Source organism: Methanoregula sp. (assembly GCF_052325125.1).
Lineage (GTDB): Archaea > Halobacteriota > Methanomicrobia > Methanomicrobiales > Methanospirillaceae > Methanoregula.
In genome coordinates this window covers 12,179-37,848 of the sequence record NZ_JBKQWO010000015.1, presented here as the reverse complement: position 1 = coordinate 37,848, position 25,670 = coordinate 12,179, and the positions used below count along the sequence as shown (strand labels likewise).

Genomic DNA, 25,670 nt, shown 5'->3' with positions numbered 1-25,670 from the left:
TCAGCCCGTTATTCTCGATAACTACCGGGATCTGGATGTCGCCTCCGGCCAAATACTCGTTCGTGCCGGCTATATACGCCGTCAGGTTCGGGGTGCCGTCAAGGTATTTTGTTCCGGCAAGGGCCGGCGCCACGAAACAGGCGGCTATTATTATCAGGATGGTTGCCTGGGCTCGTATTGATGCCATCTGAGGGTCTCCGGTTTGGTTAATCAAAAATGTGTTTCTCTATTGTACATTATTTGGTTATGTATTTTCTCCGTGGCTCTGCTGAAACCGTTGGCGGAAAGGCAGCCGGTGCAAAAATCGATTGCCTTTTTTCAATCATGCGAGGTGAATCTTACGCGATCCGGGGATACTGATCTTCAGACAGGATATGTTACGGAGTGAAGCCTGTTTTACCGCACCTGCTGTAAGGTTTTATGCGTGAACTATCCGTATTTTGTTAACTAATAGACCTGAATGCTGGAGCCTGAAATGCCGGTTATCGTGGCAGGTGCTTCCCATGCATTGTCTTTTTTTGAGATCTCTACGAGGGGCCAAATATCAGAGATATGATGAAGAAATGATCCGGCATGGTAACAAATTTACAGGATCTTCCCGTTATGTGCGGTGACGTACTGCACCCGGGCAAGCACGGCATCCAGCAGCTCGCCAATCCCGAGCGCTGCCTCACTCTCCCGGACTGCCTCGTGCATCGCTGAAGTCGCCGGCATGCGGGGCACCGCCCGGCAGGCAAGGTCACCCGGCTTCTCCATGAATGTCCCAATCCTGCGGGCCAGCGCAACCGTTTCCTCTTTATCATACGTGATGAGCGGCCGGAGCACCGGGACGGTCGTGGCATCGGAGATCACCGCGAGGTTTGCAAGTGTCTGGGATGCGACCTGCCCGATATTTTCCCCGGTAAGGATGGCCTGTGCACCCTCGCGCCCGCACAAGCTGCCGGCGGCCCGGAGCATGAAACGTTTGCAGAGAACGCAGCGCAGCCGGGCCGGGATGCGGAGCTCCTGCATCCGGTCATAGAAAGGTTCGGCATCGGTAACGATCATCTGCAGGTCTGCACCCGGGCACCACAACGAGAGCCGGCGGTGGTTCTCGATCGCGGTTGTCTTCACGTCGCCACCCGCCCACCGGCCACCATCCATATGGAGGTGAGATACCTCGCAGCCCCGCTTCATCGCAAGCCATGATGCCACCGGCGAGTCTATTCCTGATGAGAGCAGGCAGAGCACCTTCCCCTGTGAACCCCACGGGAGCCCGCCGGGAGCCGGGATACGGGAATCATAGACAAGACCCCCGCAGTCCCGCACTTCTGCATACAGCTCATACTCCGGGCGCGTGAGATCGACGGTGAGGCCGGGTATCGCGTCGTAAATGGCAGAACCGATAAACTCGCCCAGCTGCTGGCTGTTCATACCCGTCTTGCTCTGCCGCTTTCCCCGTACGGCGAACCGCGATGGCGCATGCAGGTGTGCGGCAGCAAGAGCCACAGCCGCATCACGCAGGGCCTCGGGGTCTGCCGCAACCCGGGTGCAGACGCTCACGTCCACAACACCAAATACCCGGGAAATGATGCCTGCTATCTCCTCCGGTTTTTCACCGGAAATAAAGATTCTTCCCCGAGGGCTCTCGAAACGGCAGGAATGACCAGCCGTTTCCAGCGCTTTGCGGATGTTGCGCAGGAGGATACCGATGAAGTGGTACTTGACCGGATCGCTTTTCAGGAAAAGCTCCCCGTACCGCACCATCACGACTTTTTCCGGTTCCAGCCGCTTTTCCATAATCACTCATAGATAGTAGAAGGCGCAAGGAGATAACCGTTGGTGGTCGTAACCTCTGCCGGTCGGCGCGAAGGGGTTCCGGTGCCGGGGATAACGAAACTCTTTAATCGGCGGAGCGAATAGTGTACTGAAATGGCGAAAAAGGCGAGCAAAAAGGCAGAAGAGGAACCGCTTAAGCTCTTCTACATTTTCTACAACCAGGAACGCTGGGACAACTGGGTAAAATCGCTTGGCGAGGCAAGTTTTGAACTCGATCCCAAGAGCGACGAGATGCCCGAGGGCTTCCGGGTGCTCGACAGTTTCTCGGTTGACATCACTCTCGCGGTGCTCAAGATCATAAAACTGTACCAGAACAAGCGCTTTTCGCAGGAAGAGGCGCTGGACAAGCTCATGCAGGTGGAGGCGATCGTCATGTCCGCCGCGCCCAAGGGCGACCTTGAGGAACTTATCGAGCTCCTCCAGCTCCCCAAGCTTGTCCTCTTTGCGTCCTGCCGCCGGTATCTCTCCGGTGAATTCGACAAGGACATCAAGACACTGGTGAAAAAAGGTAGGGAGGTCATCGACAAGGATATGGAGCAGGCGCTCGATATTGCATCCAGCATCGGCGCGAGCGTGATTGACGGTGCAGCATGCTGCGGAAAATACGTGAAAGACGATCTCGAAAACCCGACACTGCTTGACGAGTGGCTTATCGAATGCGAGCGGATGTACGAGGCGATGGGTTCCTTAAAGAACTTCGATGAGTCGACAGGAGAAGACGAGTGATTGCCAGCCGGGCACGGTTCCGTCACGCAAAAAAGATCGAGCGCCTGGCCGGCTACCGGGTCCCCGAATTTGCCTTTTCCCCGGTGATGCTTGAGACCATCACCACCCGGTTTAATTTTGACGCGCTTGACTTTGCCATCCGCGAGCAGCTCCTGAGTTTTTTTAACGATTTTCTCCGGTGCAAGTGCAGGAACTCGCCGCTGTGCGGCTGCCCTGAAAAAAAATTTGCAAAGAAAGTGATCGAACTCCGCGAGAACGGCCTTGACCACCGGCAGATCGCTGCTTATCTCACAGACGAGTACGGGATCGAGATATTTCCCGCTGATGTGCTCTCGTTTCTGGAAGACTCCGTGCATGTGCTCGAAGCGATCGCGGATGTGGCTCACCTGAAAGGCGAGGACGTCCTTGCGGCAAAAACTGTGGACCATATCCGGCTGATCGAACGGTGAACCGGCCTTTTTTATCGAAACCATCCCTCCGGTGCACCCAATTCCGGGTGTATGCTACGGCTAAACCTGCACCAACATGTACCTCATCCCAGAAAGTATATATTACAAAATGTAATACATACATTACATGGTGTTTGTACGGGATGTAACAACACCTGCAAGAACAACACACCGGAGATTAACCATGGAAACCCTGAAGATCTACCAGGAAATGCCGATAGTACCTGTATCCGCAACCGGTTAAACGGGCGAACAGGTGCCATGGTATCTCTTGGAATGAGAAACCTGCCGGCTCCGGCGGCAGGTTCCTCGTACCACGAGCAGTAAGGAGATGATACCCGGACCAGAGATCTGATGGAAATCACATACCTCTGTCTGCCCGGCAAGGGCGTTTGACAACTTTTCCTGGACCGTGATCCCTGACAGATTCACCTCTGACTGTGCCGGCTCTGTCCATCTCCACCCGTTGGCAGGCCGTGCGCGAAACAGATGTGGTCCTGAAGCGACGCGGGCCAAACACAGGATCGCACAAGTACCTCATCATCAGAACCATTAATCCTAAGGTATCCATAGTTGGGCGGGGGGGGAAAATCCCCCGCTTTTTTCCGGTTCACCTGTTTTCGATCATCCGCGTGTTGCAGGACTCCCGCCCGGTTTCATATTCCAGACCGGATCAGCGGGGTCATCGTTGCAATAAAAATAAATCAGATATAATGTTTTATATACGGACTGCTATTACCTCATGCTCAGGTGGGCGCTCGTATGAAAAAAACGATATGTTTCTTCCTTCTTCTGGCAGTGACCGCTACACTCATCATTGCCGGATGTGCACAGCAGCAGGTACAACCATCATCCACCCAGACTGCCGGCCAGGCTGTCGACACAATCAGGGTTGCCAGCAGCACACTGGGTACTATACTCGTCGATGCCAAGGGTAATACCCTCTATTACTTTGCAAACGATATTCCCGGGAGTGGTGCCAGTACCTGCACCGCACAATGTGCGGTCATATGGCCGGTCTTTTCAGCGGGCACCATACAGGTCTCACCCCCGCTTAACGCTGCAGATTTCGGCACTATCACGCGGGCCGACGGCACAAACCAGACCACCTGGAAGGGATGGCCTCTCTATTACTATGCCAGTGATTCGGCACCAGGCCAGGTGAGCGGAGAAAACTTCCAGAAGATATGGTTCGTAGTAAAACCCGGGGAGAATGTCCTGATAGCTCATTCCTCCGGGCTTGGCCAGTACCTTACGGATTCCACCGGAAAAACACTCTACACCTTCACAAAGGATACCAACGGGACAAGCGCCTGCACCGGCGCCTGCCTAGCAAAATGGCCGGCATTTTATGCCAACCCGGTATCCGCCCCGTCAGTCCTGAATCCTGCAGATTTTTCTGCAGTGACCCGGGCAGACGGCACAAACCAGACCGCTTACATGGGCATGCCACTCTATTACTATAGCGGCGATGTAAAGCCGGGCGACGTGAACGGGGAGGGGTTCAACAGTTTGTGGTACGTGGCGAACGTCTCCGGGATGATACCGGTTGTGACGGCAATGCCTACGACTGTTAGTACCACGATCGTGATTACCACGGCCGTGAGCACTACGAGCTCCGCAGGTACCGGTGCCATGGGAGGGTACTAAAGCGGACAGGAATTATTATTATTATTATTATTTTTGTTCTGTAGAAATTATCCCGTATCTCATTGGGACGCTCTTTGGGGCGTGCAGATATGGCCCCGCCGCTGTCTGCGATGGTGCTGTATGACCTTGTCTGGTGTCAGCACGGCGTATCATTCTCCCCACTGGATGGCGTGAAGAGGTGGGGGGCATATCATAAAAAAAAGATTTTGTCCAGGGCACTTTTTTTGGATTTGAAAAAAACCGGGATTTTTGATAAAACGTCCGAAAGGAATGCCGGAAAGGATAATGTCCCCCCCAGGACCGCCCCTGTACGATGCGATGCCGGTCTCGCAAAAAGGGTGTTCTCCCGCTCATTCACCAGAACTCGTCCTTGAGTTCCTTCACCACTGCCGCAGCAAAATCCTTTGCGGCGAGCGGGCCGTTCGCGGTAACAATCCTGCCGTCGGTCACCACGGGCTGGCCGACAAGCACCGCTTTTCCTTTTTTCATCTCCATCACGGCAACAGGGCTGTCATAAACCGTAGCCTTCTTCTGTTTGAGGATACCGGCTCTTGCGAGCACCACCGGCGCAAGGCAGATCGCGGCGACGACTTTACCGGTCTCGTGGAAATAGCGGGCAAGCCCTGTGAGCATGTCGTCTTCCCAGAGATGCGCCGGGCTCCCGGAGCCCCCGATAATGATAAGACCCTTGTAATTCTTCGGGTCGACATCATCAAATGAGATCCCCGCGAGGGTTTTCCCCCCGAGCATGCCCGTGCAGGTGCCGGGGCGCGTGGACGCTATATCGAATGCGATCCCGGCGCTGTTCAGGGCCGCCACCGGCTCAGCCAGTTCCTCGTCACGATATTTTTCCGGTGCAATGGCAATAACTACTTTCATCGTAACCGGAGTTTTCTTTTTTGGTATATCAGGATTGCCACATGCCACCGGACGCCACGGGACCGGCACCGCAATTTTATTCTGGTGACGCGGATGTACACAACATAAACGCGAACTACCGCTGGCTGGCCTGATGTATGAACAAAACTCCCGCGGAACCTGTCCGGGAACTCCTGCAGAGCAAGGTGATCGGCACCGGCAAGGGCGGGTTCACGCTTACCCTGTACCGTGAGGATTTTTCCGCACTCTATCCCGGTATGGTAAGGTTTGTGCTTGAGGTAATGTCAGAAGGCCGTACCCTCGACGCGTTCCGGACCAACACCTACGAGTATTCCCCCCTCGTTCCCCTCGCCGCAGAAAACGTTGCACTCCGTAAAGCGGACGAGTGGGCGCGCGAGCTTGCCACCAGCCCGGACGCGTTTCTTTCCGGCCACCACAGAACCCTGCCGCAGCGTACAGGGGCCCCGGCCAGCGACGTGGTCATTATCCAGGGGAGCCCGCGGCCGGACGGGAACTGTGGCATTCTCGCTTCCTGGGCTGTGGAAGCAGCGCAAACAGCCGGCAGGACCGCCCGGGTAATCTACCCCCACGACCTCGATATCCATTTCTGCACCGGGTGCTACCAGTGCTATAATACCGGCACCTGCGTGTTCGACGACGATATGACCGGGATCATCGATGAGCTCCGCGGTGCATCGCTTCTCGTGGTCTGTTCCCCGGTCTACACCAATACTGTTCCCGGCGGGCTTAAGCTGCTCATCGACCGCACCCAGGCTTACCACGCGGAGCGGGTGCTCTCTGGCGGGAGGACGGGACAAACGGGGCTGGTCTTCTCGGTTGCCGGACGCAGGGGCGGGAGCAATTTTGCCTGTGTCACCCGCGTGCTCTCTGCATTTTTTGAAAATCTCGGGATCAGACCGGCCGGGCAGCTCACGATAGACAGCACCGATGCGATACGCGACATCAGGTCCCGTGAGAGCGTGGAACACCAGGCAAAAGACCTGGTACGCCAGTGCCTGCGCTGACGGTTGTGCCGATTTCCCGGCCCGGATTACCTGAATATCCGGGCTGCGCGGGACAAGTACGGAAAAATTCCATGATAGCTGGTGTGCCGCCGCTTTCGGGTGATCCACCCGGGGCCGGGCTGGCATGACTTCCTGCCTGCAAGCGTTTATCCACCCGCTCTTCCAACGAATAGCAGCAGCGTGATCATCCATGGCCGCCTCCCCGTTTCTTCCTGTCCCGAAAAATATCCATACGCTGGCCTGCGAGACCATCAGCCGCCGCATTGAGCGACTCCCCTTTACCAGAAAGGGTATCAGGATCACTGAAGGCCTCGTCGGGGTAACCCTCGAGTGCCTGAATACCGAAGTCCTGCGGACACTGCCCCTGAGGGCAGTCTCCCGGGGAACCGGTACCTTCCCCGGCCTTGCCGAGTGCCTCAGGGATCGCCTCGGAGACGACCAGGAAGAGACTGCACCGGTCATCGCCGAAATTCTCATGAGCGCCGGCCTTGCAGAGCCGGCCGAGGTGCTTGATGCAGCCACCCATACGCAGATCCGTGGAGTCCGGCTGCTTTCTCCATGGACGTGGCACATCGGATCCGGGAATGTCCTGTCCGGCAGCGACCCGTACTCCGGCGGGGAGACTGACGCGTGGCTCGCACGGTGCCCGGTCTGCAAAACCGGCATTCTTGGCCGGGTGACCGGAAAAAGGCTGTTTGGCACTCCCCCGACCGATTTTTATCTGGACTGCTCGCACTGTGGTGCTAAATTTATCCCGGAGAAAGACCGGTTCCGGCTGGTATCTATCGCCCGGATCGCCGATCCCCGCTGGAGGCAATATCTCAATTCCTGCCGGAAACCCGATGAGTGGTCGGCGCTGGCAGGTGAGGATGCTCCCGCACGACCGGCCCCCCGCATCGCCACCTCCCGGTACCGCATGGCCTCCCCAAAAAAAGTCAAGACCCCTCTTCCTCAGCCACCGGTCCACCGGCAGGAAAAACCTGCACGACCGGTCGAAGGCGTCCCCGTCACGTTTTCCACGCTCAGGGACGGGACCCTCGCTGTTACCGGTACGGCAAAAACCCTCTATTTCCGGCCCGCCAGCCTCCGGTTTTTACGCGGGGTCCGCCACGATCTCTTCAGCCATGCGGAACGCACCCTGCAGGATGCCCTTGAAGGCCAGGCATTTGCCGAGATAAAACCGCTTTTTGTGCAGGATTACCTGCACTACCTCCCGCTCCGGCTCGGACCGGTCACGGAAGAACTCCGGAGGAAAAACGACCCCCTGTACAGGAAGCTCCTGAATCGCTTCGGGGACGAGGATTTCAGCTCGTTTGCCATGGAGGATGAAGAGCAGGCGCACAGGAAAGGGCTTATCATAGTATACGTGCAGGGAAAACTCTGCCATGTCGACGGCTGCCATGCCGCCTTTGCGGATCTTGTAGACCGCTCCTTCGGGAATATTACGGCCGACCGGTGCTATCGCGACGGGGATGAAACCGCCTGCAGGATCAACAGCCTTGTCACCACGTTCCGGGGCACACCGGTCATATGGCTCCACGAACTATCGGACGATAACGCAATCGATGCCGCTGTTTCCGACCTGCGTGGCCGCTACCTGAAGGATCCTGCCATTTCACTGTGACACGAAGGGATCATGGGAAGATCAGAGAATTTTTCATATCCTATGCGAACATTATAATTACCTACTCAGGTCAGGGAACAGGGAGACATTGGATGAAAAAGTGTCCGCACTGCGGGATGAATATCCGGGATAACGTTGAAGTCTGCGGGTACTGCGGCGGTGAAATTTCGCAGCAGCCGGCACGATCCTCAGGCAGCAGAGGCACACAGGCTCCGCAACGGGGCGCCCCGCCCCGGCAAGCCCCGAAAAAAGAGGCACCCCCCCCGGCTGATGAACCGGGAAGTGGAGAAGGAGAAGGGGAGGAGGGCGGGCTCTCTGCTATTCTCCAGCCGGGCGAACAGGTGCTGATCGGATCCCTCAACGTGTCGGTAAAAAAGTTTTTTTTCCATGCTTATCTCACCAACAAGCGCATCTTCCTGATCGATACCCAGGAAAAGAAACTCAAGGTGACCGCAAAGGACATTCCTCGTGACACCATTTCCGACAGCATAGTGGAATACTCGGAGAATGCAGACCCGGTACTGGTACTCTCGGTAAAATCTGCCGATGATGAGGTCAAGACCATGAAACTGGTCTTTACCCAGAACGGCACCGACCGCACGGGCGAAACCGACGACTGGATCTCGCTGCTCGGCCAGGAACCGGTGGCAAAAAAACCACGCCGGGCGGCACCGCCGCAAAGAGAGCCGGAGCCGATGGCCGAAGAGGAGCCCGAAGAAGAACCTGATGAAGCACCACCTGCCCGGCCGGTTAAATCCCCGCTCCGGCAGGAAGAACTGCACCCGGCAAGAAAGCCGCTCAAGGAGCACGAACGCCAGCCGCCGGTAAAACGGCTGATCCCCCTCGCCCGCGAACCGGAACCTGAACCGGAGCCCGAGCCGGAAGTCCTGCCCCAGAGACGGGTACAGGTCAGGACCGTAGAAGAGCCACAACCGCGCAGGGTTGCGGTAACCCGCGGGATACCCACCCCAGTCAGGGGCGATGCGCAGATGGTCAGGAAGCCGGAAGTCCATGAGGCGATGCGAACGGCGATGAATAATCCTGTGCAGCCGGTGCGGCAGACCCCGGTCCAGCCGGTAAGAAGCATAATCTCCGAACCCGTCCGCCGGCCCATTCCGGAACCCTCGCGGGGAGCCGTCGCTGAAGAGAAACCAGTGGTGCGCAGAACGGTAGTACCGGAAGAGCCGGCAGACAACCCGCAGTTCTGCCATAACTGTGGAAAGAAACTTCCCGGAAAGGCAAACTTCTGCCCGGGATGCGGCACACAACTCGGGCGCTCGCGGACCGACCCTGCGGCGCAGCTGTCAAAAACGATCCCGCGCCCGGTCCCGGCACCTGCAGTGACTACCGCATCCCACCCGCGCAAGGTCCCGAAAATTGAAGAGGTCCGTGACGACGATGAGACTGATGAGGATCTCACACCACGCCGCCCCCCGGTGAAAAAGACCCCCCGGGGCAGCGACATGACCATCCTGCAGAAATTTCTTCGGCGCTGACCGAAAAACCGGCGCGCTCATAATTTATCTGATTTTTATGCCGGCCTGATAAAAACGCCGGATATTACCGTTTTCCCTAAAAAAGAAATTGTTATATGAAATCCAGTCTCTTGTATTAGTACGATTACGTGAGAAACCGAGGAAGTTTAATGAAAAGAAATATTCAGATTGAAGCGTTGAATCAGATCCCTCTCGAAAAGCAGCGGATTGAACTTGTTGAGCGCAAATGCCTTGGTCATCCCGACAGCATTGCAGATGGTATAGCCGAGTCGATCTCCCAGGCACTCTGCCGGGTATATCTCGATGAATTTGGTGTCGTCCTGCACCACAACACCGACCAGGGCGAGGTCGTTGCGGGTGAATCATGCCCGAAATTCGGCGGCGGGAAGATGATCCGGCCGATTTATGTTTTAATCGACGGCCGGGCGACAAAACAGTTCAATGGCGTCACGGTTCCGACAGATGCGGTCGCGGTCGAGGCAGCACACGCGTACCTCCACAAGATCCTTCCCGAACTCAGCCTGACCCGGGATGTCATGATCGACAGCCGGCTCGGGACCGGTTCAACCGACCTGCGGGACGTCTTCAAGCCCAAGCAGGGAAAGGTCCCACGCTCCAACGATACCTCGTTCGGGGTCGGACATGCACCATTCTCCGACGTGGAGACCATTATCCGGAGTACTTCGGACTATATCGACACGAAACTCCGCAAAAAATATCCGGCCATCGGGCAGGACATCAAGATCATGGGCCTGCGTGACGGGAATACCATCACGCTTACCATTGCCTGCGCCATTGTCGATGCGTACTGTGCGGACATTAAAGAATACCAGGACTACATGGCACTCCTTGCCGAAGAGATCGGGAAGGTTGCAAAGAAAAGCACGAAACGCAAGGTTATGGTGCATGTCAACACCGCGGACGATATCAAAAACAAGAGCGTGTTTTTGACCGTCACCGGTACATCGGCAGAGATGGGTGACGACGGCTCTGTCGGCCGGGGCAACCGGTGCAACGGGCTTATCACCCCCAACCGCCCGATGAGCATGGAGGCCACGAGCGGTAAGAACCCCATCAATCACATCGGTAAGATCTATAACCTTCTCTCGACCCAGATCGCGCAGGAAGCGGTCAAAAAGGTTGACGGTATCGAGGAGATGTACGTCCGGCTGCTCTCCCAGATCGGAAAACCGATCGATCTCCCGCTCGTGGCAAGCGTCCAGGTGCTACCGAGGAAAGGGGCAACACTCGCAGAAATCGACAGCGAGATCCATGCAATTGTCGATGACAACCTCGCGAACGTGACCAGCATCACGGAGAAGGTAATCCGTGGCGAACTCAAGACCTTCTAAAAAGAAACAAGGCGGAACAAAGAGATCCGGCGCGGCACCTGCCGAACCTCCTGCTTTTTCCGGCATGATCCGGCTTGCCATCCCCAACAAGGGGAGAATTGCAGCACCGATTATGGACCTGATGGAAAAAAGCGGGCTCCACCTGCCGGACATTGCTGAGCGCCGGCTGATTGCCCGGACGCTCGACCCCCACGTGGAGATCCTGTTTGCCCGGCCCATCGATATTCCTGAATATGTAGCGACGGGAGCAGCAGATCTCGGCATCACCGGCCACGATATGGTCGTCGAGCGCGGATCCGATGTCGGGGAACTCCTCGATCTCCAGATCGGAAAAGCGAAGCTTGTGCTTGCCATCCGCGAGGATTCAGATATCACGTCCATCCACGACCTCAAAGGGGCGAAGATAGCGACCGAGTTCCCGGTCATCACGAAGCAGTATTTTGCAAAACGGCACGTGCCGGTCACGATCGTCCTTGTCGGCGGGGCCTGCGAGGCGACTCCCCATCTTGGGATCGCCGATGCGATTGTCGATCTCTCGAGTTCGGGTAACACCCTAAAAACCAACAGGCTCCGGGTTCTCGACGAGGTGCTTGCCACCTCCACCTACCTGATCGCAAACCGCAGGTCACTTGAGACCAAACGGGAAAAGATCGATGAGATCCACCTGGCTCTCGAAAGCGTCATACGGGCACGGGGACAGTGTTACCTGATGATGAACGTGAAACGGGCATCGCTCGAGAAGATCAAAAGCGTGCTGCCCGGGCTCTCCGGCCCGACCGTGATGGACGTCGCATCGACTGAGGATATGGTCGCCGTTCACGCGGTCGTCAACGAAGAGCGGGTCTATGCGCTGATCAACGCGTTGAAACGGGCGGGCGCACGGGATATCCTTGTCATGTCCATCGAACGGATGATTCGCTGATTCTCATGAGAATCTTTCCTGCCGTAGATATTCTCGGGGGCAGGTGCGTCCAGCTCGTGCAGGGAAAACGGGAGAGTGCAACAGCATACGGTGATCCACTTTCCTGCGCCCGCCGCTGGCTCGATGCCGGTGCCGATGCCCTGCACGTGGTCAACCTTGACGGTGCGTTCGGGAATTCAGCGAAGAACGCCGACCTGATCCGGGCGCTGGTGAAAGAGAGCGGACTCGAGATCGAGCTCGGCGGCGGGATCCGCTCCATTGAGGACGCCGGCCGCTGGCTCGAAACCGGTGTGACCCGGATTATTCTCTCCACGTTAGCCATCCAGAACCCTGAGTGCATCCGAACGCTTGCCAGGGAATTTGGCAGCGACCGGGTGATGGCTGGCGTAGATGCGAAAGGCGGCGAGGTCGCGATCCACGGCTGGCAGGAAACCGCCGGCGATTATATCAGTTGGGCGGAAACTTTCGAAAAACTCGGCACCGGTTTCCTGCTCTACACCAATGTGGATGTCGAGGGGCTGCAGCAGGGCGTTGCCATCGAACCTGTGCGGGAGCTTATTTCCCGCGTCCATGTGCCGGTAATCGTTGCCGGCGGCGTCTCGGCACGTGCGGACGTTGCTGCACTGCGGGAAGCCGGGGCGTACGGGGCGGTGCTCGGCTCGGCGCTGTACAGCGGAAAGATTAACTTTTCAGAGGCACTAGAGGAATCTCGATGAGGAACGTTACGCTTGCACGGGAGACAAAGGAGACAAAAATCGCACTCACGCTCAACCCTGACGGGACCGGGAAGGTTTCGGCTGATACCGGCATCCCGTTCTTCGACCACATGCTCACCGGGATGGCAAAACACGGGGGGTTCGATCTTACCTTAAAGGCGACCGGCGATCTTGGCGTTGACTGCCACCACACGATCGAGGACGTAGGGATCGTGATCGGCGATGCGGTGAAGCAGGCGGTCGGGGACGGCCGGGGCATCCGTCGGTTCGCGCACGCGATCATCCCGATGGACGAGTCCCTCGCACAGGTAGCGCTCGACTGCGGGGGGCGGGGGTACCTGGTCTACTGCGGCACCTTTGGCAACAGGATGCTCGGAAACATTCCTTCCGACCTCTTCGAGCACTTCTTCTACTCCCTCTGCATGCATGCGGGCATCACCGCCCATATCACGTTCTCCGGCCGGAACGATCACCACCAGTGCGAGGCGGTGTTCAAGGCGTTCGGGATTGCGCTTGGCAAAGCGATGGCAAAGAGTGGGCGGACAAAGGGCATCCCGAGTACAAAGGGAACGTTCTGAACCTTCCGGTGCACCTGAAGTACGGCATCGTCTTTTCGCGTGCACGGGTGAATGGCTTGTCTCCCGATCTTATTTACGACATTGTTGCAGGTGATTATGATGGGTGTTTTCCGTTACGATAACAAGTATGCAGCGCCGACAAAGGAGCAGCGCGAACGGTACATGAAAGGGGACAGCGAGGAGCACCTTTTCGGGCCGGACGGCCAGATCATGCTCATCGTGTATGACGAAGCGGCGTACCTCAAAGATGACATCGACGGTACGAGGATCCTTTTTACCGGGGCAAAGGACAAGGAAAAAGTGTATGATGAGATTAAACGCCTGCTCGATTTCCATGCGCACCGGGAGGATGGAAGCCGGTTGTTTCTTTAACGGAAGAGAGATTTAAGTGACCAGTCCTGATACGGCAGCGGTTGCAATCCTGATTTTCACCACCAAAAAATCCTGCCGGTTTACCGGTAACCCGGAATATGCCATGGGATTCATCCGGTCCGGTATTTTTCTCTTGGAACGGTGATCTCGAACCGGGCACCTTTGCCCGGTTCGCCGGTTTCCCTGATGGTAATGCCGGTGATCGAGAGGACCAGGCGGGCGAGGAAGAGTCCGAGGCCGGTATTCTTCCCAAAGCCCTGCTCGAAGATCTTTTCCTTTAACGCTTCGGGTATGCCATCTCCGTTGTCTTCGCATACAATGACAAAAGGGCCGTCATGTTCCCTGGCAGAGAACCTGATAGTAGTGATCCCCCCGCCATGACGCACTGCATTGTCTATTAAGTTATAACAAACCTTGACAATCAACGGGTCGGCGAAAACTTCTGCACCAACGGGGAGATCGTTTTTCACCACAATATTTCCCATAGGAACCTGTTTTGCTGCAGTTTCCACAAGAGCACGTATATCCTGCCATCGGGGTGTCGTTTCCCCGATTGTTTCATACGCCTTGGTGAACTGGATCATTGAGGATATACGGTCGCTTACCTGCATGATCCAGGTGAAATAATTCTCAAGAGCGGGATCGCTGATCTTCTCGTGAAGCAGCCCGACAAAACCATTCAACGCCAGGATCTGGTTGTTGAGGTCATGCCGCGTAATGTTGGTGAGGAGGGCGATCTTCCTGTTTGCCTGTCGAAGTGCTTCCTCTGCCTGTTTGCGCTCGGTGATGTCCCGGACCACCGATACCATCACCCTTTTTCCTTTGAGACGGACCACGTGGGAATTGATCTCGACCGGAAAAATGGTCCCGTCCTTTCTCCGGTGCTCGGTCTCGAAGATCGAGTGGCCTGTGGCGGACAATTCTGCGATGATGTCATTGAAAGGCCGGCTGTGGAATTCGGTGACAAAATCAAGGGGACCACGGTCCAGCAGTTCTTTGCGGGTATACTGCAGCATCCGGCAGGCGACTGCGTTTACTTCAATAAATTTTCCCGGCTTCCCATCAGGTATAATTTCGTGAATGTGAATGCCATCATTTATCGAGTCAAAGATGCCCCGGAATTTCTCCTCGCTCTCGCGGAGTTCATCCTCGCTCTTTTTCAGCTCGTCAAACTGGTGCCGGAGTTCTTCTTCGGAGGCCGTGATCTGCTCGTAGGAACCTCGCAGTTCTTCCTCTGATTTCTTTCGTTCGGTAATATCTTCGAGTGTTTCCACTGCGCCAATGATATTACCCTCATCGTTCCTGATGGGTGCGGCAGTGAAATGGAGCCAGATGCCATGCCCCCCCATCCTCGGGAAAAAGTCAGTCACTTCGCACGCGCCCTCGACGTATTTTGATTTTTTGATTTTCCCGGCGTAAAATTCCCTGATTTTTTCGGGGTCGTTCTCTACGAGCAGGCCTGAAAGCACCGGCCGCTCTCTGTCATAGAACGCTTTCCAGGCATGCGTGGTACCCATGACCTCCTTTGCGCTCACGCCACTGTATTCCTCGAGTGCCCGGTTCCAGCTGACAACCCGGTGGTCTTTATCGATGACAAATTGCGGGATCGGAGAACCCTGGACGATTCCCTGGAGTTTCTGTTCATTCTCCCGGATCACCTGTTCGCGATACACGAGTTCATCGTACTGGGTGCGCAGTTCTTCTTCTGCAGCGGTAATCTGCTCGTAAGCGGCCTGAAGTTCATTTTCGGCATTTTTCCTGTCGGTAATATCCCTGCCTACCGACTGGTATTCCCGGATATGCATGTCCCCGTCGAAAATTGCCCGGTCGCTCCACCGCTGCCATCGGATGCTGCCGTCCGGCATGATAATGCGATGTTCGATGGAATCGACCGGGTGATCCGGGGTTAAGGATGCAAAGAACCCTTTCACGCGCTCCTGGTCTTCGGCAGGGATCCTTGGCTGGAACCGGTGCCCGAGGATCTCGTCGCGTTTCATGCCGAAATACCGGCAGTATGCTTCGTTCACGAAGACGTGGGTGCCGTCCGGTAAGAACCGGGAGATGAATTCTGTCTGGTCCTCGACCACGTTCCTGTACTGTGTCTCGCTCTCGGACAGCAGTTTCTGGCTTTTTGCAAGTTCGTTGTAATTCTCCCGGAGTTCTTCTTCGGTCGCTGTCAGCTGTTCATAGGAGGCATTGAGTTCCTCGTTTTTCTTCCGGAGCTCCTCTTCAACCCTCTTGTGTTCGGTAATGTCAATGGAAATACCGAGAACGGCCTGCTGGTTGTTGCCGGACGTAGTGAAGGGGACTTTGGTCGTCTGGAGGAAACGGTGTTTTCCGAATGCATCAATATACGGTTCTTCCGGAATAAACTTGGTCATTCCCGTCGCCATGACTTCGCGGTCGTCCTCGAGCATGTGCCGGAGTTCGGCCGAATCCCCATGGAACCTGACCTGGGAGATTCCCTCGAGATTTGCGACCGTCGTATTGTACCCCTCAGCGACCGCCCTGTTTGCAAGGAGATACTTCCCGTCCCCGTCCTTGGCAAAGATCATGTGGGGCACCAGGTCGATGATCTGCCTGAGCTGGGCCTCGCTCCGGCTCAGGGAGTCTTCCGAACGCCGGCGCATCATGGCATAGTGGATATTATTCGAAAGCTCGGTGAACTGGCTCTTTGGCTCCCCGCCTTTCTGGAGATAGAAATCGGCCCCTTCGTTCAGGGCCTGGATGACGACTTCCTCCCGGCCACGGCCGGTGAAAAGGATAAACGGGATGGAATTTCCCGATGATCGGACCTTTTTCAAAAATTCGATGCCATCCATGTCCGGCATCTGGTAGTCAGCGATAATGGCGTCGTAGCTCTTTGAGTCCAGAAGTTCGAGTGCGGCCGGGGCAGAGGCGATGGTGTCAACGCTGAACTGGCCGCTCTGCTCAAGAAAGAGTTTGCCGATATCGAGCATGGCAGGTTCATCGTCGACATAGAGAATGCGGTACACGGCGGCCTCAATTTTTCAGCGTTCGATATTGTTCGATATTGATAATATATCTTGTTTTATTAATTATGAATTACACCATGATACGCACGGGCAGTGATGTTTTTTCCGTGCCGGCACCGGGGGATCGGCCGGCCCCTCAGCCGACCTTTGCAGAGCGTCATTTTCATTATGGAACTCAAAGGGCGGGTGTCCCGTGCTTTTTTGTGCGATTCGCGTTCACCGTGCAGCCCGGGTTATGTGACTGTAGGGAAAACACCGCCCTTCATAAAAACGGGGAATTGAAAATACCGGGAAACTCCGATCCCGGTGAAAGACAACCCCATTCACCCTGAAAGGTCACGGTACACAGCTCTGAAGCGTTTTTTGCCCGGGCGGTCAGATGAATCCGCTGGTGCCGAACAGCTGGTTGAAATTGCCGGAATCAAGCGTGCCAAGCTGGGACATCAGGGGGTCTATCACAGTAACGATGAGAACCAGGAGCGCGATAGCGATAACAACCACGGCGAATATGATAAAGAGGATCATATGGAGCACCCGGGTCTCGCGGAACGGGACCTCCCCGGCATTCATCTTTCCCGCCGTCGCGTAGGCATTGTACATGGCATAGAACCACACGATGATACCCGGGATCAATAAAAAGGCCAGTCCTGCGAGAGTAAGAATAAAAAGGGCAAAACCTTTTGCGGTTTCCCCGTTGTATACCTGCCCGAGGCCGGGAAGAAAAGACGAGCAGACCCCTGCGATCAACCGGTTCTTCTGCTCCGGTACCGGAACAGAATATCCCGGGTACCCCGCCGGGGTTTTCCCGTCCATACGGGCACCGCACCCGCTGCAGAACCGCGGGAACTCCTCGTTTGATACCTTGCCGCAGTGGGGGCAGATTTCGTGCATGCTGGTGTCTCAAAGGAGATGGATCCATGGAGGGTAAAGACTTGCCGGTCAGGGAGGCACCGGTGCGCATACGCGGCGGGCAATCCCCTGGAAAAATCAAATACCGTTTTCGTGTACCGGCGGGAAACCCGGCCCGGTAACAGGATGGAAGGATGCCGGCCGCAAGGATCGCCATGACGCTTTTTGCAAGTGATCCGGCGATTGCAATAAACGCCGCACGGGAAAACGAGACATGCCGGAAACGATCCCGCACCGGTGGGCGGGCATAATAAGAAAAAAGAGTTGATCAGTTGGACTTCGATGCGAGATCAACATCTTCTTTCTTGATCGTCTTTCTTCCCGCGTGCTCCGCAAGCTTGTTTGCTTCCTTCGTGAGCTGGGCGATATACTTCTCAGCTTTTACCACGAGCGCCTCGGCTGCATCGCTGCCTACTCTTTCGGCTCCGTTCTTCTTTGCAATGCGTACAACTGCTGCAATCGGTAAATCTGCCATTGTTCTTACCTCAACAAGAAAGTATATTGGTATATATAAAAACTTTTTGGGAAAATCCCTCATTTTGGTTAGTAAAACGATATCGGAAGGCTTGCAGAACATTTCAGACAAAACGCGCTCCAGAATTTCGCAGAATATTTTTTATTGCCATAAAACGGTTTGTTTTAAAAAATAAGCCGCGTTACGCGATTAAAATTTATTCCAACAATGATGCAGCGAGCAATAGCGCATTCGTGAAATCCGGTGAGGCGCGCGAGGTATCCACAAAAATTCTATCGATATTTACGACCGGTGCCCCATGCCCGTGCCCGGCTCCCAGAAAGGCGAGCGTACGGAAGACCAGGTTGCCGGAGATCCCATCCGGCGCAATGATCAGGCCGCAGGATTCGATTGCATCCTCGATCAGGATCTCGTAATGTACTGCATCCCCGAGCCGTGCAACAAGCTCTGCCTCGGCCATGCTCCGGTCCACCCGGGCATGCCGGCCGATATCCCCGAAACGGCCTCCTGAGAGGACGCCTACTTTCTCCGGAAGGCCGAACCGGCGGGCAATCAGCCGGCCTTTCCGGATGAGCGCAAGCTTATCGGCGACGGTCCACCCTTCATCGATCCCCACGGGGGCGAGCAGGAATTTTTTCCCGCCTGCGGTCTCCAAAAGTGCAATCCGTTCCAGGTGGTTAACCCCTGCGGCTGCCCTGAGGGCCTGCAGGGTGGCATTTGCCGGGAGCGTGCCCCGGACTGCTGCGTCTATTGCGCCCGTCATCAGGTCGGAAACGAGTGCTGATTCGGGTGTTTCACTCTCCGCCATCCGTATGCGGGGATGACCGGCAGGTACTGTGGCAATGCCCGGCCGGGAGTAACAGACAATATCGCACGGAACGCTGACCCGGCAGACGCTGTCAATGACCTTTTCTGTATCGGCCCCGATCCCGATCCCGATCTTTTTTACTGCTGCCTGCTGCATGGGCCCTCTCCGGGAGAGAGGCAGGTGATCCCGTTTTCAATAAAATCAAAGACCTGCGCCTCGTTCCCGTCATACCGGATCCTGAGCTGCCGTGTGGCATCCACGGTACCGATAACCTGTGCCGTCATCCCGACGGCAGCAAAGCGCCGGACCAGCTCACCGACATGCTCTTCTTGCGCTGTCAGGACAAAACCCATGCCGGGGTACATCTTCACCCACTGTTCAAAGGTCATGTGGTTTGCTGCGAGATCGGGTTTTGGCACACGGCCGAGATCGAGCTCGGCACCTTTCCCGCTCACTTCGAGGAGCATCCCTATCGTCCCGATAAGGCCGGGGTTGCTGATATCTTTTCCCGCGGTGACGAGATGCTCGCGCCCGATCTCTTCAAGGAGCGCTATCTGCGCACGCACCTGTGCAGCCGGCTTCATGGTCACCGAATCCCAGTTGAGCGCACAGGACGGGTGGACGCGCCCCGCAAGGTCGATGGCAGCGATGATGAGATCGCCCTCCTGTGCGGTATTGGAGTATATGATCGAGTCAAGCCGGGCTGACCCCAGGATCGAGACATCGATCACGCTGTACGGCGCATCGGGATGCAGGTGCCCGCCGACAATCGGCACGCCGAACTGGGCAGACGCATCATGCATTCCCCTGACTACCTGCTCGTGGATGCGGGTATCCTTAGGCATCGAGAAGACATCCACCATCGCGATCGGTTTTCCGCCCATGGCGGCGATATCGTGGATATTGACAAGGACCGAGCAGTAGCCTGCCCAGTACGGGTCTGCCTCCATGAGCCGGCTCCAGATGCCGTCGGCTGCAAGGAGCAGGGCTTCGCCGTTGTGCTCGATGACTGCCGCATCCTCGCCGAATGAGGCGACGACATGGGGGGCATCGATCCTGAGGGCTTTTACCATCTCCCCGATGGCATGTTTCCGTTTCACGCCTTCATATTCCCTGACCACGTGCGCGATCTTTGTTGTGGAACAGTCAGAAACCACACTTGTCACCCTGGTGTAAACAACTGGATAATTGCTGTACGGTATGTGTGGCCTCATCAGAGATAATTTATTTGATACGGGGTCGACTCCTTTGGTATGGAGTGGGCAGAGAAATACCGGCCGGAACATCTCGCGGATATCGTCGGCAATGCGACCGCGGTCCGCCAGATGGCGGAATGGGCCCGGACCTGGACCTCCCGCTCAAAACCTCTCCTCCTCTACGGCAAGCCCGGTATCGGCAAGACGTCGAGCGCGTACGCGCTTGCCCGCGATATGAACTGGGACGTGATCGAGCTCAACGCGAGCGACCAGAGGACGGCTGCCGTGATCGAACGGATTGCGGGCGCCGGCAGCACCACGGCAAGCCTGACCGGATCGTCAAGGAAACTTATCGTAATGGACGAGGCCGACAACCTGCAGGGCACTGCCGACCGGGGCGGGGCAAAGGCGATCATCGAGTGCATAAAAAATGCCCGGCAGCCCATTATCCTGATCGCAAACGACCTCTATGGCCTTGCCCCGGATCTCCGGCTGCGCTGCGAACCGGTCCAGTTCAGGGCGCTCCCGGCGCGGTCGATCGCACCCCGGCTCAAGTTCATCTGCGCAAAGGAGAAAATTGCCTGTTCGGAAGCAGCAGTCCACGAGATAGCCGAAAGTGCCGGGGGGGACGTGCGGGCGGCCGTGAACATGCTGTATGCCTCGGCAATCGGCCGCGAATCCATCGACGGCGACCAGGTGCACACCTCCCAGAAAGACGAACGGGTTTCGATCTTCTCGCTCGTCGGGGCAGTGTTCGGGAAGGCCACGGACGAGGACCTGATGAAGATCTCACGGGATGTCGAAGATACGCCCGATAACATCGAGCAGTGGGTGGAGGGGAGCGTGCACCTTATTGCCGATCCCGGCGCGGTGGAACGGGCTTACCGTTCGCTTGCACGTGCCGACGAGTACATCGGGTATACTTACCGGCGCCAGTACTACACGCTTTGGCGGTACGCAACGACGGTAATGCTCCTCGGCGTCGCCGATGCAGCCGGCGGGAAAGGTATCCACGCCCGCATCCTGCCCCCGGAGCGCTGGCAGAAGATGTCCACGGCAAAAAAACAGAAGGCGATCCGCTCCTCCGTTCTCTCACGCATCGCGGCCACCATGCAGCTCCCGCAGTCCACCCTGCGCGAGAAGTACCTGGATATCATCGGCCTCCTTGTCGGGCTCGATCCTGTAACCTTCACGCGCGAGCTGGTGCTGGACGCAGACGGGCTCAACTTTTTCCTCAACGACCGGGCCCGGGCGCAGGAGATCGTAAGGGCTGTAACAAAAGCGGAACGCGATAATGAACTGGAACAGAAGAAAAAAGGAAGAAAAACCAAAACGGGTACCTCCGCCGGGGAGCAGGATCCGGTCGCAGCACCCGCACCCCCGCCACCGGATACCAGGACAGTGATGCCGCCGGAAGAGGACATGCCCGCGCCACCGCCGGCACCGGACGCGCCCGACAAGAAAACGGCTGCCAAAAATCAGTCCACGCTCTTTGACGGGTTCTGACCCTGCCGGTAATAATAGTGGAGCGGTACGCCGCAGTCGACGACTGTCCCGCCGTCCCCGTAGGATTCAAAACCGAGATGGCAGACCACCAGGTCGCAGTCGATCGTTCTCGCGAGCGCGATCATCGGCGGGATCATCTCCACTGCCGGGCGCACGGCATACAGGACGTCGGCGCCCGCATAACAGGACAGGTCGGGCGAGAAAATATCGTCGCGGGAAAAGGAAAGCCAGGGCGGCACGTCGCACGCACGGATATCGGTGGCCCGCACGCGGACTCCCGCCTCGTGGATGCACCGCGCGGCATCGGGATTGTTCCCCACCCCAACCTCGACGGGATTGCGGTAGCGCGATGCGATATATGCGCCGCAGCAGTGCTCAATATGTTTATAGCCGTCCATCCAATAGAATTGAGCGATGCGGCTCCATATTTTTTGGGATCAGCTCTCCCCGGAAGGCCTGCAGCTGCCGGTCGAACGGATGATCTCGGCAGTCACCGGGTTGCATGCCACAGTTGTTGAGAACCCGGTGCGTATCATGGGCTTTGTGAATGCGCGAAAGCAGATCGATGCCCAGGCACAGCTGGACCACCTTGAAGTATACAAACACCAGCACAGGATGTCCGATCCCATCCTCCTTGTGGTCAGCCAGGACCTCTTCAACCCCGGCCACTCTGCCCTCTTCGGCCTTGCGCGGGAGTCCACCGGGGTAGCAGTTGTCTCCACGGCCCGGCTTGCAAACGAATATTACGGGCTTGACGCATGCGACGACGACCTGATCGACCGGATTGTCAAGGAAGGGGCGCACGAGGTCGGCCACCTGATGGGCCTTCCTCACTGCACCGACCGGGAGTGCATCATGTTCTGCCCGGACACGCTTGACGAACTCAACGGGAAAAAGAAGGGTTTCTGCGATGCCTGCCACCGGAAGCTCGAAGAAAAACTCATGCCGCAGATCGACCAGATCTGATACGTTTTTATCCTCTGATAAGGGCGGGAATACGGCGGCTCCCCGCTTCTTCACCACGATTACGAACGGGAATCCGCAGACGATTCCGTATACGCCCGTCACGATGCTGCCGGGTTCCTCCCTGCGGTACCTGCCACCGGCCTCGACGGGAAAAATTTATCCGGGCTGGGGGAGGGGTAGGATCTCAATCTCCATCCTGCTTATCTTTTCGTAGATCTTCTTCAACCGGATAATCGGCCAGAGCTCGTAGAGAAACACCGTAATCGGCTGCCACATCGCCACCCACCCGAGGATCAGGAGCGAGTAGGAGAGGAGCTGGGCAAGAAGATGACTGTTCAGGGCCGCGACCAGCTGGCTCGCTATAAGGGCGATTGCCAGAAAAGAGAGCCCGATGAGGAGGCTGACCCGGCCGAACCGGAGTTTTGCCCGGTATTTCCGTTCCGTAACAAGCATCCTGTACCGGAAATGGTTATGGATGGCAGGAACGATCTTTTTTGCTTCTTCGCTCGCAACAATGGCAGGCGGCAGGTAAATGCGGATCATGAACTTTGTTTTTGCCGGAAAATCCTCGACGGTGTCCACAATATAGTCTTCCGCCTCAGAATCGATCTCTTTCTCGTAAAAAGGTGCGGGATCAAAGGAGTTGAAGAGCTGGATGACGGATGTCAGTTTGATCTCGATCAGTACCCGGCCGTTTTTGCGGCGGTACATTGATTCGATGTTGGTCACCGGCTCTGAGGGAAGAACCATGCTGTTTGTGTAGAGCGGCCGAACCAATAAATTCTTGCGAATAAGTCAATTTTCCTGTTGCCACGGCATCAAAGGAAACAGGAAGGCAAGCTCCCTGCACCTGACGTATCCTCAAAAGAGCGATGACGAAGAAACGCACCTCACCGGATAGCGCAAATGGCGCCGGGCGGGTGACGTGGCGGGGCGAAAATACCTCTTTTACCCGCTATTCCGGGGTTGACGTTCCGGTTAGCGGCGGGAATTCCGACAGCCCGCAAAAACCATGAAAAACGGATGGCCGGGGTATCCCGGATTATTCCTTTTCCCTGACGTAGACGAAACCCTCGGGCTCCCGGTAATCTGTTTTTATGACGATGGTATTGGAGATCCGGTTGAAGACCCGGAGTTTTGTCTGCGGCATCGCAAGCCACCCGATCAGGCAGTCGAGGGCGAGGACGGGGATAAATGCCTTTCCCAGGCTTTCGATAGCGGCAGTCCCCCAGTGGATCTTCGTGCCGTCACGGTTCACGACCCGGATATTCATGACCATCTTTCCTATCGACTGTCCCTTGTAACTCTCAAAAACCGTCCAGTACAGGAAGAAGAAGAGCGTCTCGATCCCGAGCTCGAAGATACCCCAGTGCTGGTAATCCCAGATGAGATGCAGGGTCCAGAACGGTTCAAGGATGCCGCGGAGGATGTTGAGGAACAGGACGATCAGGATAATATCGATAAGCCATGCCCAGAACCTGGTAGACCATTTTGCAAGATGCAGGGTCTTGCCATGCTCCAACGGGGCGCGTTCCGGTTCTGCCGCCGGCAGGGATTCCGGTACAGGAGCCGGTAACGGGGAAGTCCCCGGGAATTCTTCTGCCATAACACCGTTACTATACGCAGCAGGAGGGAATGAAGGTTACGAAGCCGGCACGTTCGCCAGGGCCGGGTCACCCTCCAAGGGAGAACAACCCTTTTATGCGCAGAAGAAGTAACGTTAAAAAATCAGGCAGACCGTGAGGTTGACAATGACAGAATCAGTCATCACCGAATTTACCGGGAGCCAGCGTGATTCGATCAGCCGTGTGTACCGTTACGGTGTAGGCGGCATCCAGGTACAGGACAGCCACGATGTGACCCGCAGGCTCTACCGGTTCGATCCGTCATCCAATACGATGACGGAAAACGACCCTGCACAGCCGGGAAAGATCCTGAGGAGGTTCGTGTTCGATAACTACGGGATGCTCGAAGAGGCTTTTTCCTTCGGGCAGCCGCCCCGGACGTTCCGGTACGAGGCGGGCGGGCGGCAGATCGTGATGCGGGAAGGGGGGGACTATGGTGCGGTCGGGAAGACCTTCTCGTTTGAAGAAAACGGGATCGCCGAGACCGCGTTCGGGCGCGATGGCAGCGTGGAGCGGGCCTATGTCTTTGAGCCCGGCGGTGGTGCGATCACCATACGTTCGGGCGGGTGGTACGGCGATATTGAGCGGAGGCTTGTCTGCGAGAGGATCAACGCGTCGGTCTTCCGCGAGCCCGAGGCCTTCCTCCAGTTCCTGATGTTCACCGAAAAAAGCCAGCGCGAGATTGACGCGGAGATCGACGAACAGGTGGCGAAGATCCGGGGCGGGTCTGCTCCCGCTCCCGGGCAGAGCCGGTTTGCGTACACGGGTCCCCGGCATACTTCGGACGATGGCGGGCGCCCCGGCGGGACTGCTGCGCCACGTCCTCCGGACCGGTCCGCCCCGCGTCCTGATAATTGCCCTGCCGGGTCCCCGGCCCGGCGTCCCGAGATGCGGGCCGGTGGTTCCCCCGACTCAGGCATCGACTTTATCCCGGATGGGGATTCTTCACCGCAGAATGCCTCCCGGGGAAACCCTGCGGCACGCGAGCGGAGCAACGGGATCCCGTTTGAGGAGCGCTGGCAGAGCGCAACGAACGACCGGGAAGAACTCTCTGTCGGCAGGAGTGCCCGGATCCCTCTTGAGGAACGGTTCCAGAGCGCCCATGATGAGCGGGGCGAACTCACTCAGGGAAGAAGTGCGAGGATCCCCCTTGAAGAGCGGTTCCAGGACGCTGAGGGAGATAAGGACGAGCTGACCCCGGGAAGGAGCACGCAGATCTCCTACGAGGAACGTAAAACCGGGAGAAAGCTGCAGTAGACCGGCCCTGCCCACACCTGTGAGGGGGAGCATCGGGGCTTAACATTATTATTTTCCGGCCCTTTTTCGGGAACTTTTTTTGGGAACTAAAAAAGGTTAGTGCTCGTCGGAGCGAAGCACGCCGCCATGGCCGATGTCTTCGAGGCTGTGCTCGTCGATCATGATCGTGACGAGGTCCGGGTCGATCTTGAGCGTAGAGACAAGCGTGTTCGTAAACTCCTTGACAATCCTGCGTTTCTGTTCCGTGGTCCAGCCTTTGCGCACCTTGAGTATAACAACGGGCATTGTAGCACCTTGAGGTAAGATGTTTGAACGGATGCTATTT

Annotated in this window: 25 protein-coding genes and 1 pseudogene; 14 read left to right on the top strand and 12 right to left on the bottom strand. The window is 56.7% G+C overall.

Features of this window, described 5'->3' with window-relative positions; translation table 11 throughout:
• Both ACLQMU_RS03720 and thiI read right to left on the bottom strand, forming a co-directional pair.
• Positions 1-187, bottom strand: a pseudogene (locus ACLQMU_RS03720) (COG1361 S-layer family protein); the annotation flags it as partial.
• Positions 188-585: 398 nt separating this feature from the next.
• Complete coding sequence (thiI, locus tag ACLQMU_RS03715) at positions 586-1,779, bottom strand: tRNA uracil 4-sulfurtransferase ThiI (protein WP_422150644.1); 1,194 nt, start codon at positions 1,777-1,779, stop codon at positions 586-588.
• Between the two features lie 132 nt (positions 1,780-1,911).
• Here thiI and ACLQMU_RS03710 point away from each other — a divergent pair, with 132 nt between their 5' ends.
• The 3 genes from ACLQMU_RS03710 (at position 1,912) to ACLQMU_RS03700 (ending at position 4,643) form a co-directional block, all read left to right on the top strand.
• A complete protein-coding gene (locus tag ACLQMU_RS03710) occupies positions 1,912-2,544 on the top strand; it encodes a DUF2150 family protein (protein ID WP_424040182.1) in 633 nt (210 codons plus the stop codon).
• Positions 2,541-2,993: a DUF5814 domain-containing protein gene (locus tag ACLQMU_RS03705; RefSeq protein ID WP_422150646.1), complete on the top strand. Its 453-nt coding sequence runs from the start codon at positions 2,541-2,543 to the stop codon at positions 2,991-2,993. Before ACLQMU_RS03710 ends, ACLQMU_RS03705 begins: the two co-directional genes overlap by 4 nt.
• A 762-nt stretch (positions 2,994-3,755) precedes the next feature.
• Entirely contained in the window at positions 3,756-4,643 is an 888-nt protein-coding gene (locus ACLQMU_RS03700) for a hypothetical protein (RefSeq protein ID WP_424040180.1), read from the top strand.
• Positions 4,644-4,997: 354 nt separating this feature from the next.
• On the opposite strand, the gene ACLQMU_RS03695 is transcribed toward ACLQMU_RS03700, so the two are convergent.
• Positions 4,998-5,522, bottom strand: a complete 525-nt coding sequence (locus ACLQMU_RS03695; protein WP_424040178.1) for a DJ-1/PfpI family protein — start codon at positions 5,520-5,522, stop codon at positions 4,998-5,000.
• A gap of 137 nt (positions 5,523-5,659) precedes the next feature.
• Here ACLQMU_RS03695 and ACLQMU_RS03690 point away from each other — a divergent pair, with 137 nt between their 5' ends.
• The 8 genes from ACLQMU_RS03690 to ACLQMU_RS03655 all read left to right on the top strand — a co-directional run bounded on the left by ACLQMU_RS03690 (position 5,660) and on the right by ACLQMU_RS03655 (position 13,607).
• The gene (locus tag ACLQMU_RS03690) at positions 5,660-6,547 is read left to right on the top strand and encodes a flavodoxin family protein (RefSeq protein WP_422150649.1); all 888 of its coding nucleotides are present in this window, start codon (positions 5,660-5,662) and stop codon (positions 6,545-6,547) included.
• 190 nt (positions 6,548-6,737) lie between these two features.
• On the top strand, positions 6,738-8,171 hold the full coding sequence (locus tag ACLQMU_RS03685) for a hypothetical protein (RefSeq protein ID WP_422150650.1): 1,434 nt from the start codon (positions 6,738-6,740) through the stop codon (positions 8,169-8,171).
• A gap of 92 nt (positions 8,172-8,263) precedes the next feature.
• A complete protein-coding gene (locus tag ACLQMU_RS03680) occupies positions 8,264-9,667 on the top strand; it encodes a zinc ribbon domain-containing protein (RefSeq protein ID WP_424040176.1) in 1,404 nt (467 codons plus the stop codon).
• 149 nt (positions 9,668-9,816) lie between these two features.
• On the top strand, positions 9,817-11,019 hold the full coding sequence (locus tag ACLQMU_RS03675) for a methionine adenosyltransferase (protein WP_443673550.1): 1,203 nt from the start codon (positions 9,817-9,819) through the stop codon (positions 11,017-11,019).
• A gap of 64 nt (positions 11,020-11,083) precedes the next feature.
• Positions 11,084-11,941, top strand: a complete 858-nt coding sequence (hisG, locus tag ACLQMU_RS03670; protein WP_424040184.1) for an ATP phosphoribosyltransferase — start codon at positions 11,084-11,086, stop codon at positions 11,939-11,941.
• Positions 11,942-11,946: 5 nt separating this feature from the next.
• Entirely contained in the window at positions 11,947-12,657 is a 711-nt protein-coding gene (hisA, locus tag ACLQMU_RS03665) for a 1-(5-phosphoribosyl)-5-[(5-phosphoribosylamino)methylideneamino]imidazole-4-carboxamide isomerase (RefSeq protein WP_424040174.1), read from the top strand.
• Positions 12,654-13,235 (top strand): imidazoleglycerol-phosphate dehydratase HisB, encoded by a 582-nt coding sequence (gene hisB / locus ACLQMU_RS03660; protein ID WP_424040172.1) that lies wholly within the window; start codon positions 12,654-12,656, stop codon positions 13,233-13,235. The genes hisA and hisB overlap by 4 nt, the downstream gene beginning before the upstream one ends.
• 96 nt (positions 13,236-13,331) lie before the next feature.
• On the top strand, positions 13,332-13,607 hold the full coding sequence (locus tag ACLQMU_RS03655) for a hypothetical protein (RefSeq protein WP_443673549.1): 276 nt from the start codon (positions 13,332-13,334) through the stop codon (positions 13,605-13,607).
• Between the two features lie 110 nt (positions 13,608-13,717).
• On the opposite strand, the gene ACLQMU_RS03650 is transcribed toward ACLQMU_RS03655, so the two are convergent.
• From ACLQMU_RS03650 to ACLQMU_RS03630, 5 genes are all read right to left on the bottom strand, one after another.
• On the bottom strand, positions 13,718-16,603 hold the full coding sequence (locus ACLQMU_RS03650; protein WP_424040169.1) for a hybrid sensor histidine kinase/response regulator: 2,886 nt from the start codon (positions 16,601-16,603) through the stop codon (positions 13,718-13,720).
• A 375-nt stretch (positions 16,604-16,978) separates the two neighbouring features.
• Entirely contained in the window at positions 16,979-17,494 is a 516-nt protein-coding gene (locus ACLQMU_RS03645) for a hypothetical protein (protein WP_422148652.1), read from the bottom strand.
• 286 nt (positions 17,495-17,780) lie between these two features.
• Positions 17,781-17,987 (bottom strand): histone family protein, encoded by a 207-nt coding sequence (locus ACLQMU_RS03640; RefSeq protein ID WP_012106616.1) that lies wholly within the window; start codon positions 17,985-17,987, stop codon positions 17,781-17,783.
• 196 nt (positions 17,988-18,183) lie between these two features.
• On the bottom strand, positions 18,184-18,951 hold the full coding sequence (gene mtxX / locus ACLQMU_RS03635; protein ID WP_424040167.1) for a methanogenesis marker protein Mmp4/MtxX: 768 nt from the start codon (positions 18,949-18,951) through the stop codon (positions 18,184-18,186).
• Positions 18,933-19,952 (bottom strand): methanogenesis marker 2 protein, encoded by a 1,020-nt coding sequence (locus tag ACLQMU_RS03630; protein ID WP_424040166.1) that lies wholly within the window; start codon positions 19,950-19,952, stop codon positions 18,933-18,935. The genes mtxX and ACLQMU_RS03630 overlap by 19 nt, the downstream gene beginning before the upstream one ends.
• A gap of 96 nt (positions 19,953-20,048) precedes the next feature.
• Here ACLQMU_RS03630 and ACLQMU_RS03625 point away from each other — a divergent pair, with 96 nt between their 5' ends.
• Complete coding sequence (locus ACLQMU_RS03625) at positions 20,049-21,497, top strand: replication factor C large subunit (RefSeq protein WP_422148655.1); 1,449 nt, start codon at positions 20,049-20,051, stop codon at positions 21,495-21,497.
• On the opposite strand, the gene ACLQMU_RS03620 is transcribed toward ACLQMU_RS03625, so the two are convergent.
• The gene (locus tag ACLQMU_RS03620; protein WP_422148656.1) at positions 21,470-21,895 is read right to left on the bottom strand and encodes a UPF0146 family protein; all 426 of its coding nucleotides are present in this window, start codon (positions 21,893-21,895) and stop codon (positions 21,470-21,472) included. The genes ACLQMU_RS03625 and ACLQMU_RS03620 overlap by 28 nt on opposite strands.
• A gap of 16 nt (positions 21,896-21,911) precedes the next feature.
• Here ACLQMU_RS03620 and ACLQMU_RS03615 point away from each other — a divergent pair, with 16 nt between their 5' ends.
• Entirely contained in the window at positions 21,912-22,463 is a 552-nt protein-coding gene (locus ACLQMU_RS03615) for an archaemetzincin family Zn-dependent metalloprotease (protein ID WP_422148657.1), read from the top strand.
• Positions 22,464-22,619: 156 nt separating this feature from the next.
• Here the strand turns inward: ACLQMU_RS03615 and ACLQMU_RS03610 are convergent, their stop codons facing one another.
• Complete coding sequence (locus ACLQMU_RS03610; protein WP_422148658.1) at positions 22,620-23,213, bottom strand: hypothetical protein; 594 nt, start codon at positions 23,211-23,213, stop codon at positions 22,620-22,622.
• Between the two features lie 292 nt (positions 23,214-23,505).
• Positions 23,506-24,069, bottom strand: a complete 564-nt coding sequence (locus tag ACLQMU_RS03605; RefSeq protein WP_422148659.1) for an RDD family protein — start codon at positions 24,067-24,069, stop codon at positions 23,506-23,508.
• Between the two features lie 145 nt (positions 24,070-24,214).
• Here ACLQMU_RS03605 and ACLQMU_RS03600 point away from each other — a divergent pair, with 145 nt between their 5' ends.
• Positions 24,215-25,345, top strand: a complete 1,131-nt coding sequence (locus ACLQMU_RS03600) for a hypothetical protein (protein ID WP_422148660.1) — start codon at positions 24,215-24,217, stop codon at positions 25,343-25,345.
• Between the two features lie 96 nt (positions 25,346-25,441).
• On the opposite strand, the gene ACLQMU_RS03595 is transcribed toward ACLQMU_RS03600, so the two are convergent.
• A complete protein-coding gene (locus ACLQMU_RS03595; protein WP_422148661.1) occupies positions 25,442-25,630 on the bottom strand; it encodes a tautomerase family protein in 189 nt (62 codons plus the stop codon).
• Between the last annotated feature and the right edge of the window lie 40 nt (positions 25,631-25,670).

Coding starts and splice junctions, on each gene's coding strand:
- ACLQMU_RS03600 (WP_422148660.1), top strand. CDS start 24,215: ATGACAGAATCAGTCATCACCGAATTTACCGGGAGCCAGCGTGATTCG.
- hisA (WP_424040174.1), top strand. CDS start 11,947: ATGAGAATCTTTCCTGCCGTAGATATTCTCGGGGGCAGGTGCGTCCAG.
- ACLQMU_RS03680 (WP_424040176.1), top strand. CDS start 8,264: ATGAAAAAGTGTCCGCACTGCGGGATGAATATCCGGGATAACGTTGAA.
- ACLQMU_RS03690 (WP_422150649.1), top strand. CDS start 5,660: ATGAACAAAACTCCCGCGGAACCTGTCCGGGAACTCCTGCAGAGCAAG.
- ACLQMU_RS03615 (WP_422148657.1), top strand. CDS start 21,912: ATGCGGCTCCATATTTTTTGGGATCAGCTCTCCCCGGAAGGCCTGCAG.
- ACLQMU_RS03685 (WP_422150650.1), top strand. CDS start 6,738: ATGGCCGCCTCCCCGTTTCTTCCTGTCCCGAAAAATATCCATACGCTG.
- ACLQMU_RS03640 (WP_012106616.1), bottom strand. CDS start 17,987: ATGGCAGATTTACCGATTGCAGCAGTTGTACGCATTGCAAAGAAGAAC.
- hisB (WP_424040172.1), top strand. CDS start 12,654: ATGAGGAACGTTACGCTTGCACGGGAGACAAAGGAGACAAAAATCGCA.
- ACLQMU_RS03595 (WP_422148661.1), bottom strand. CDS start 25,630: ATGCCCGTTGTTATACTCAAGGTGCGCAAAGGCTGGACCACGGAACAG.
- ACLQMU_RS03620 (WP_422148656.1), bottom strand. CDS start 21,895: ATGGACGGCTATAAACATATTGAGCACTGCTGCGGCGCATATATCGCA.
- mtxX (WP_424040167.1), bottom strand. CDS start 18,951: ATGCAGCAGGCAGCAGTAAAAAAGATCGGGATCGGGATCGGGGCCGAT.
- thiI (WP_422150644.1), bottom strand. CDS start 1,779: ATGGAAAAGCGGCTGGAACCGGAAAAAGTCGTGATGGTGCGGTACGGG.
- ACLQMU_RS03710 (WP_424040182.1), top strand. CDS start 1,912: ATGGCGAAAAAGGCGAGCAAAAAGGCAGAAGAGGAACCGCTTAAGCTC.
- ACLQMU_RS03645 (WP_422148652.1), bottom strand. CDS start 17,494: ATGCACGAAATCTGCCCCCACTGCGGCAAGGTATCAAACGAGGAGTTC.
- ACLQMU_RS03695 (WP_424040178.1), bottom strand. CDS start 5,522: ATGAAAGTAGTTATTGCCATTGCACCGGAAAAATATCGTGACGAGGAA.
- ACLQMU_RS03625 (WP_422148655.1), top strand. CDS start 20,049: ATGGAGTGGGCAGAGAAATACCGGCCGGAACATCTCGCGGATATCGTC.
- ACLQMU_RS03675 (WP_443673550.1), top strand. CDS start 9,817: ATGAAAAGAAATATTCAGATTGAAGCGTTGAATCAGATCCCTCTCGAA.
- ACLQMU_RS03605 (WP_422148659.1), bottom strand. CDS start 24,069: ATGGCAGAAGAATTCCCGGGGACTTCCCCGTTACCGGCTCCTGTACCG.
- hisG (WP_424040184.1), top strand. CDS start 11,084: ATGATCCGGCTTGCCATCCCCAACAAGGGGAGAATTGCAGCACCGATT.
- ACLQMU_RS03655 (WP_443673549.1), top strand. CDS start 13,332: ATGATGGGTGTTTTCCGTTACGATAACAAGTATGCAGCGCCGACAAAG.
- ACLQMU_RS03700 (WP_424040180.1), top strand. CDS start 3,756: ATGAAAAAAACGATATGTTTCTTCCTTCTTCTGGCAGTGACCGCTACA.
- ACLQMU_RS03610 (WP_422148658.1), bottom strand. CDS start 23,213: ATGGTTCTTCCCTCAGAGCCGGTGACCAACATCGAATCAATGTACCGC.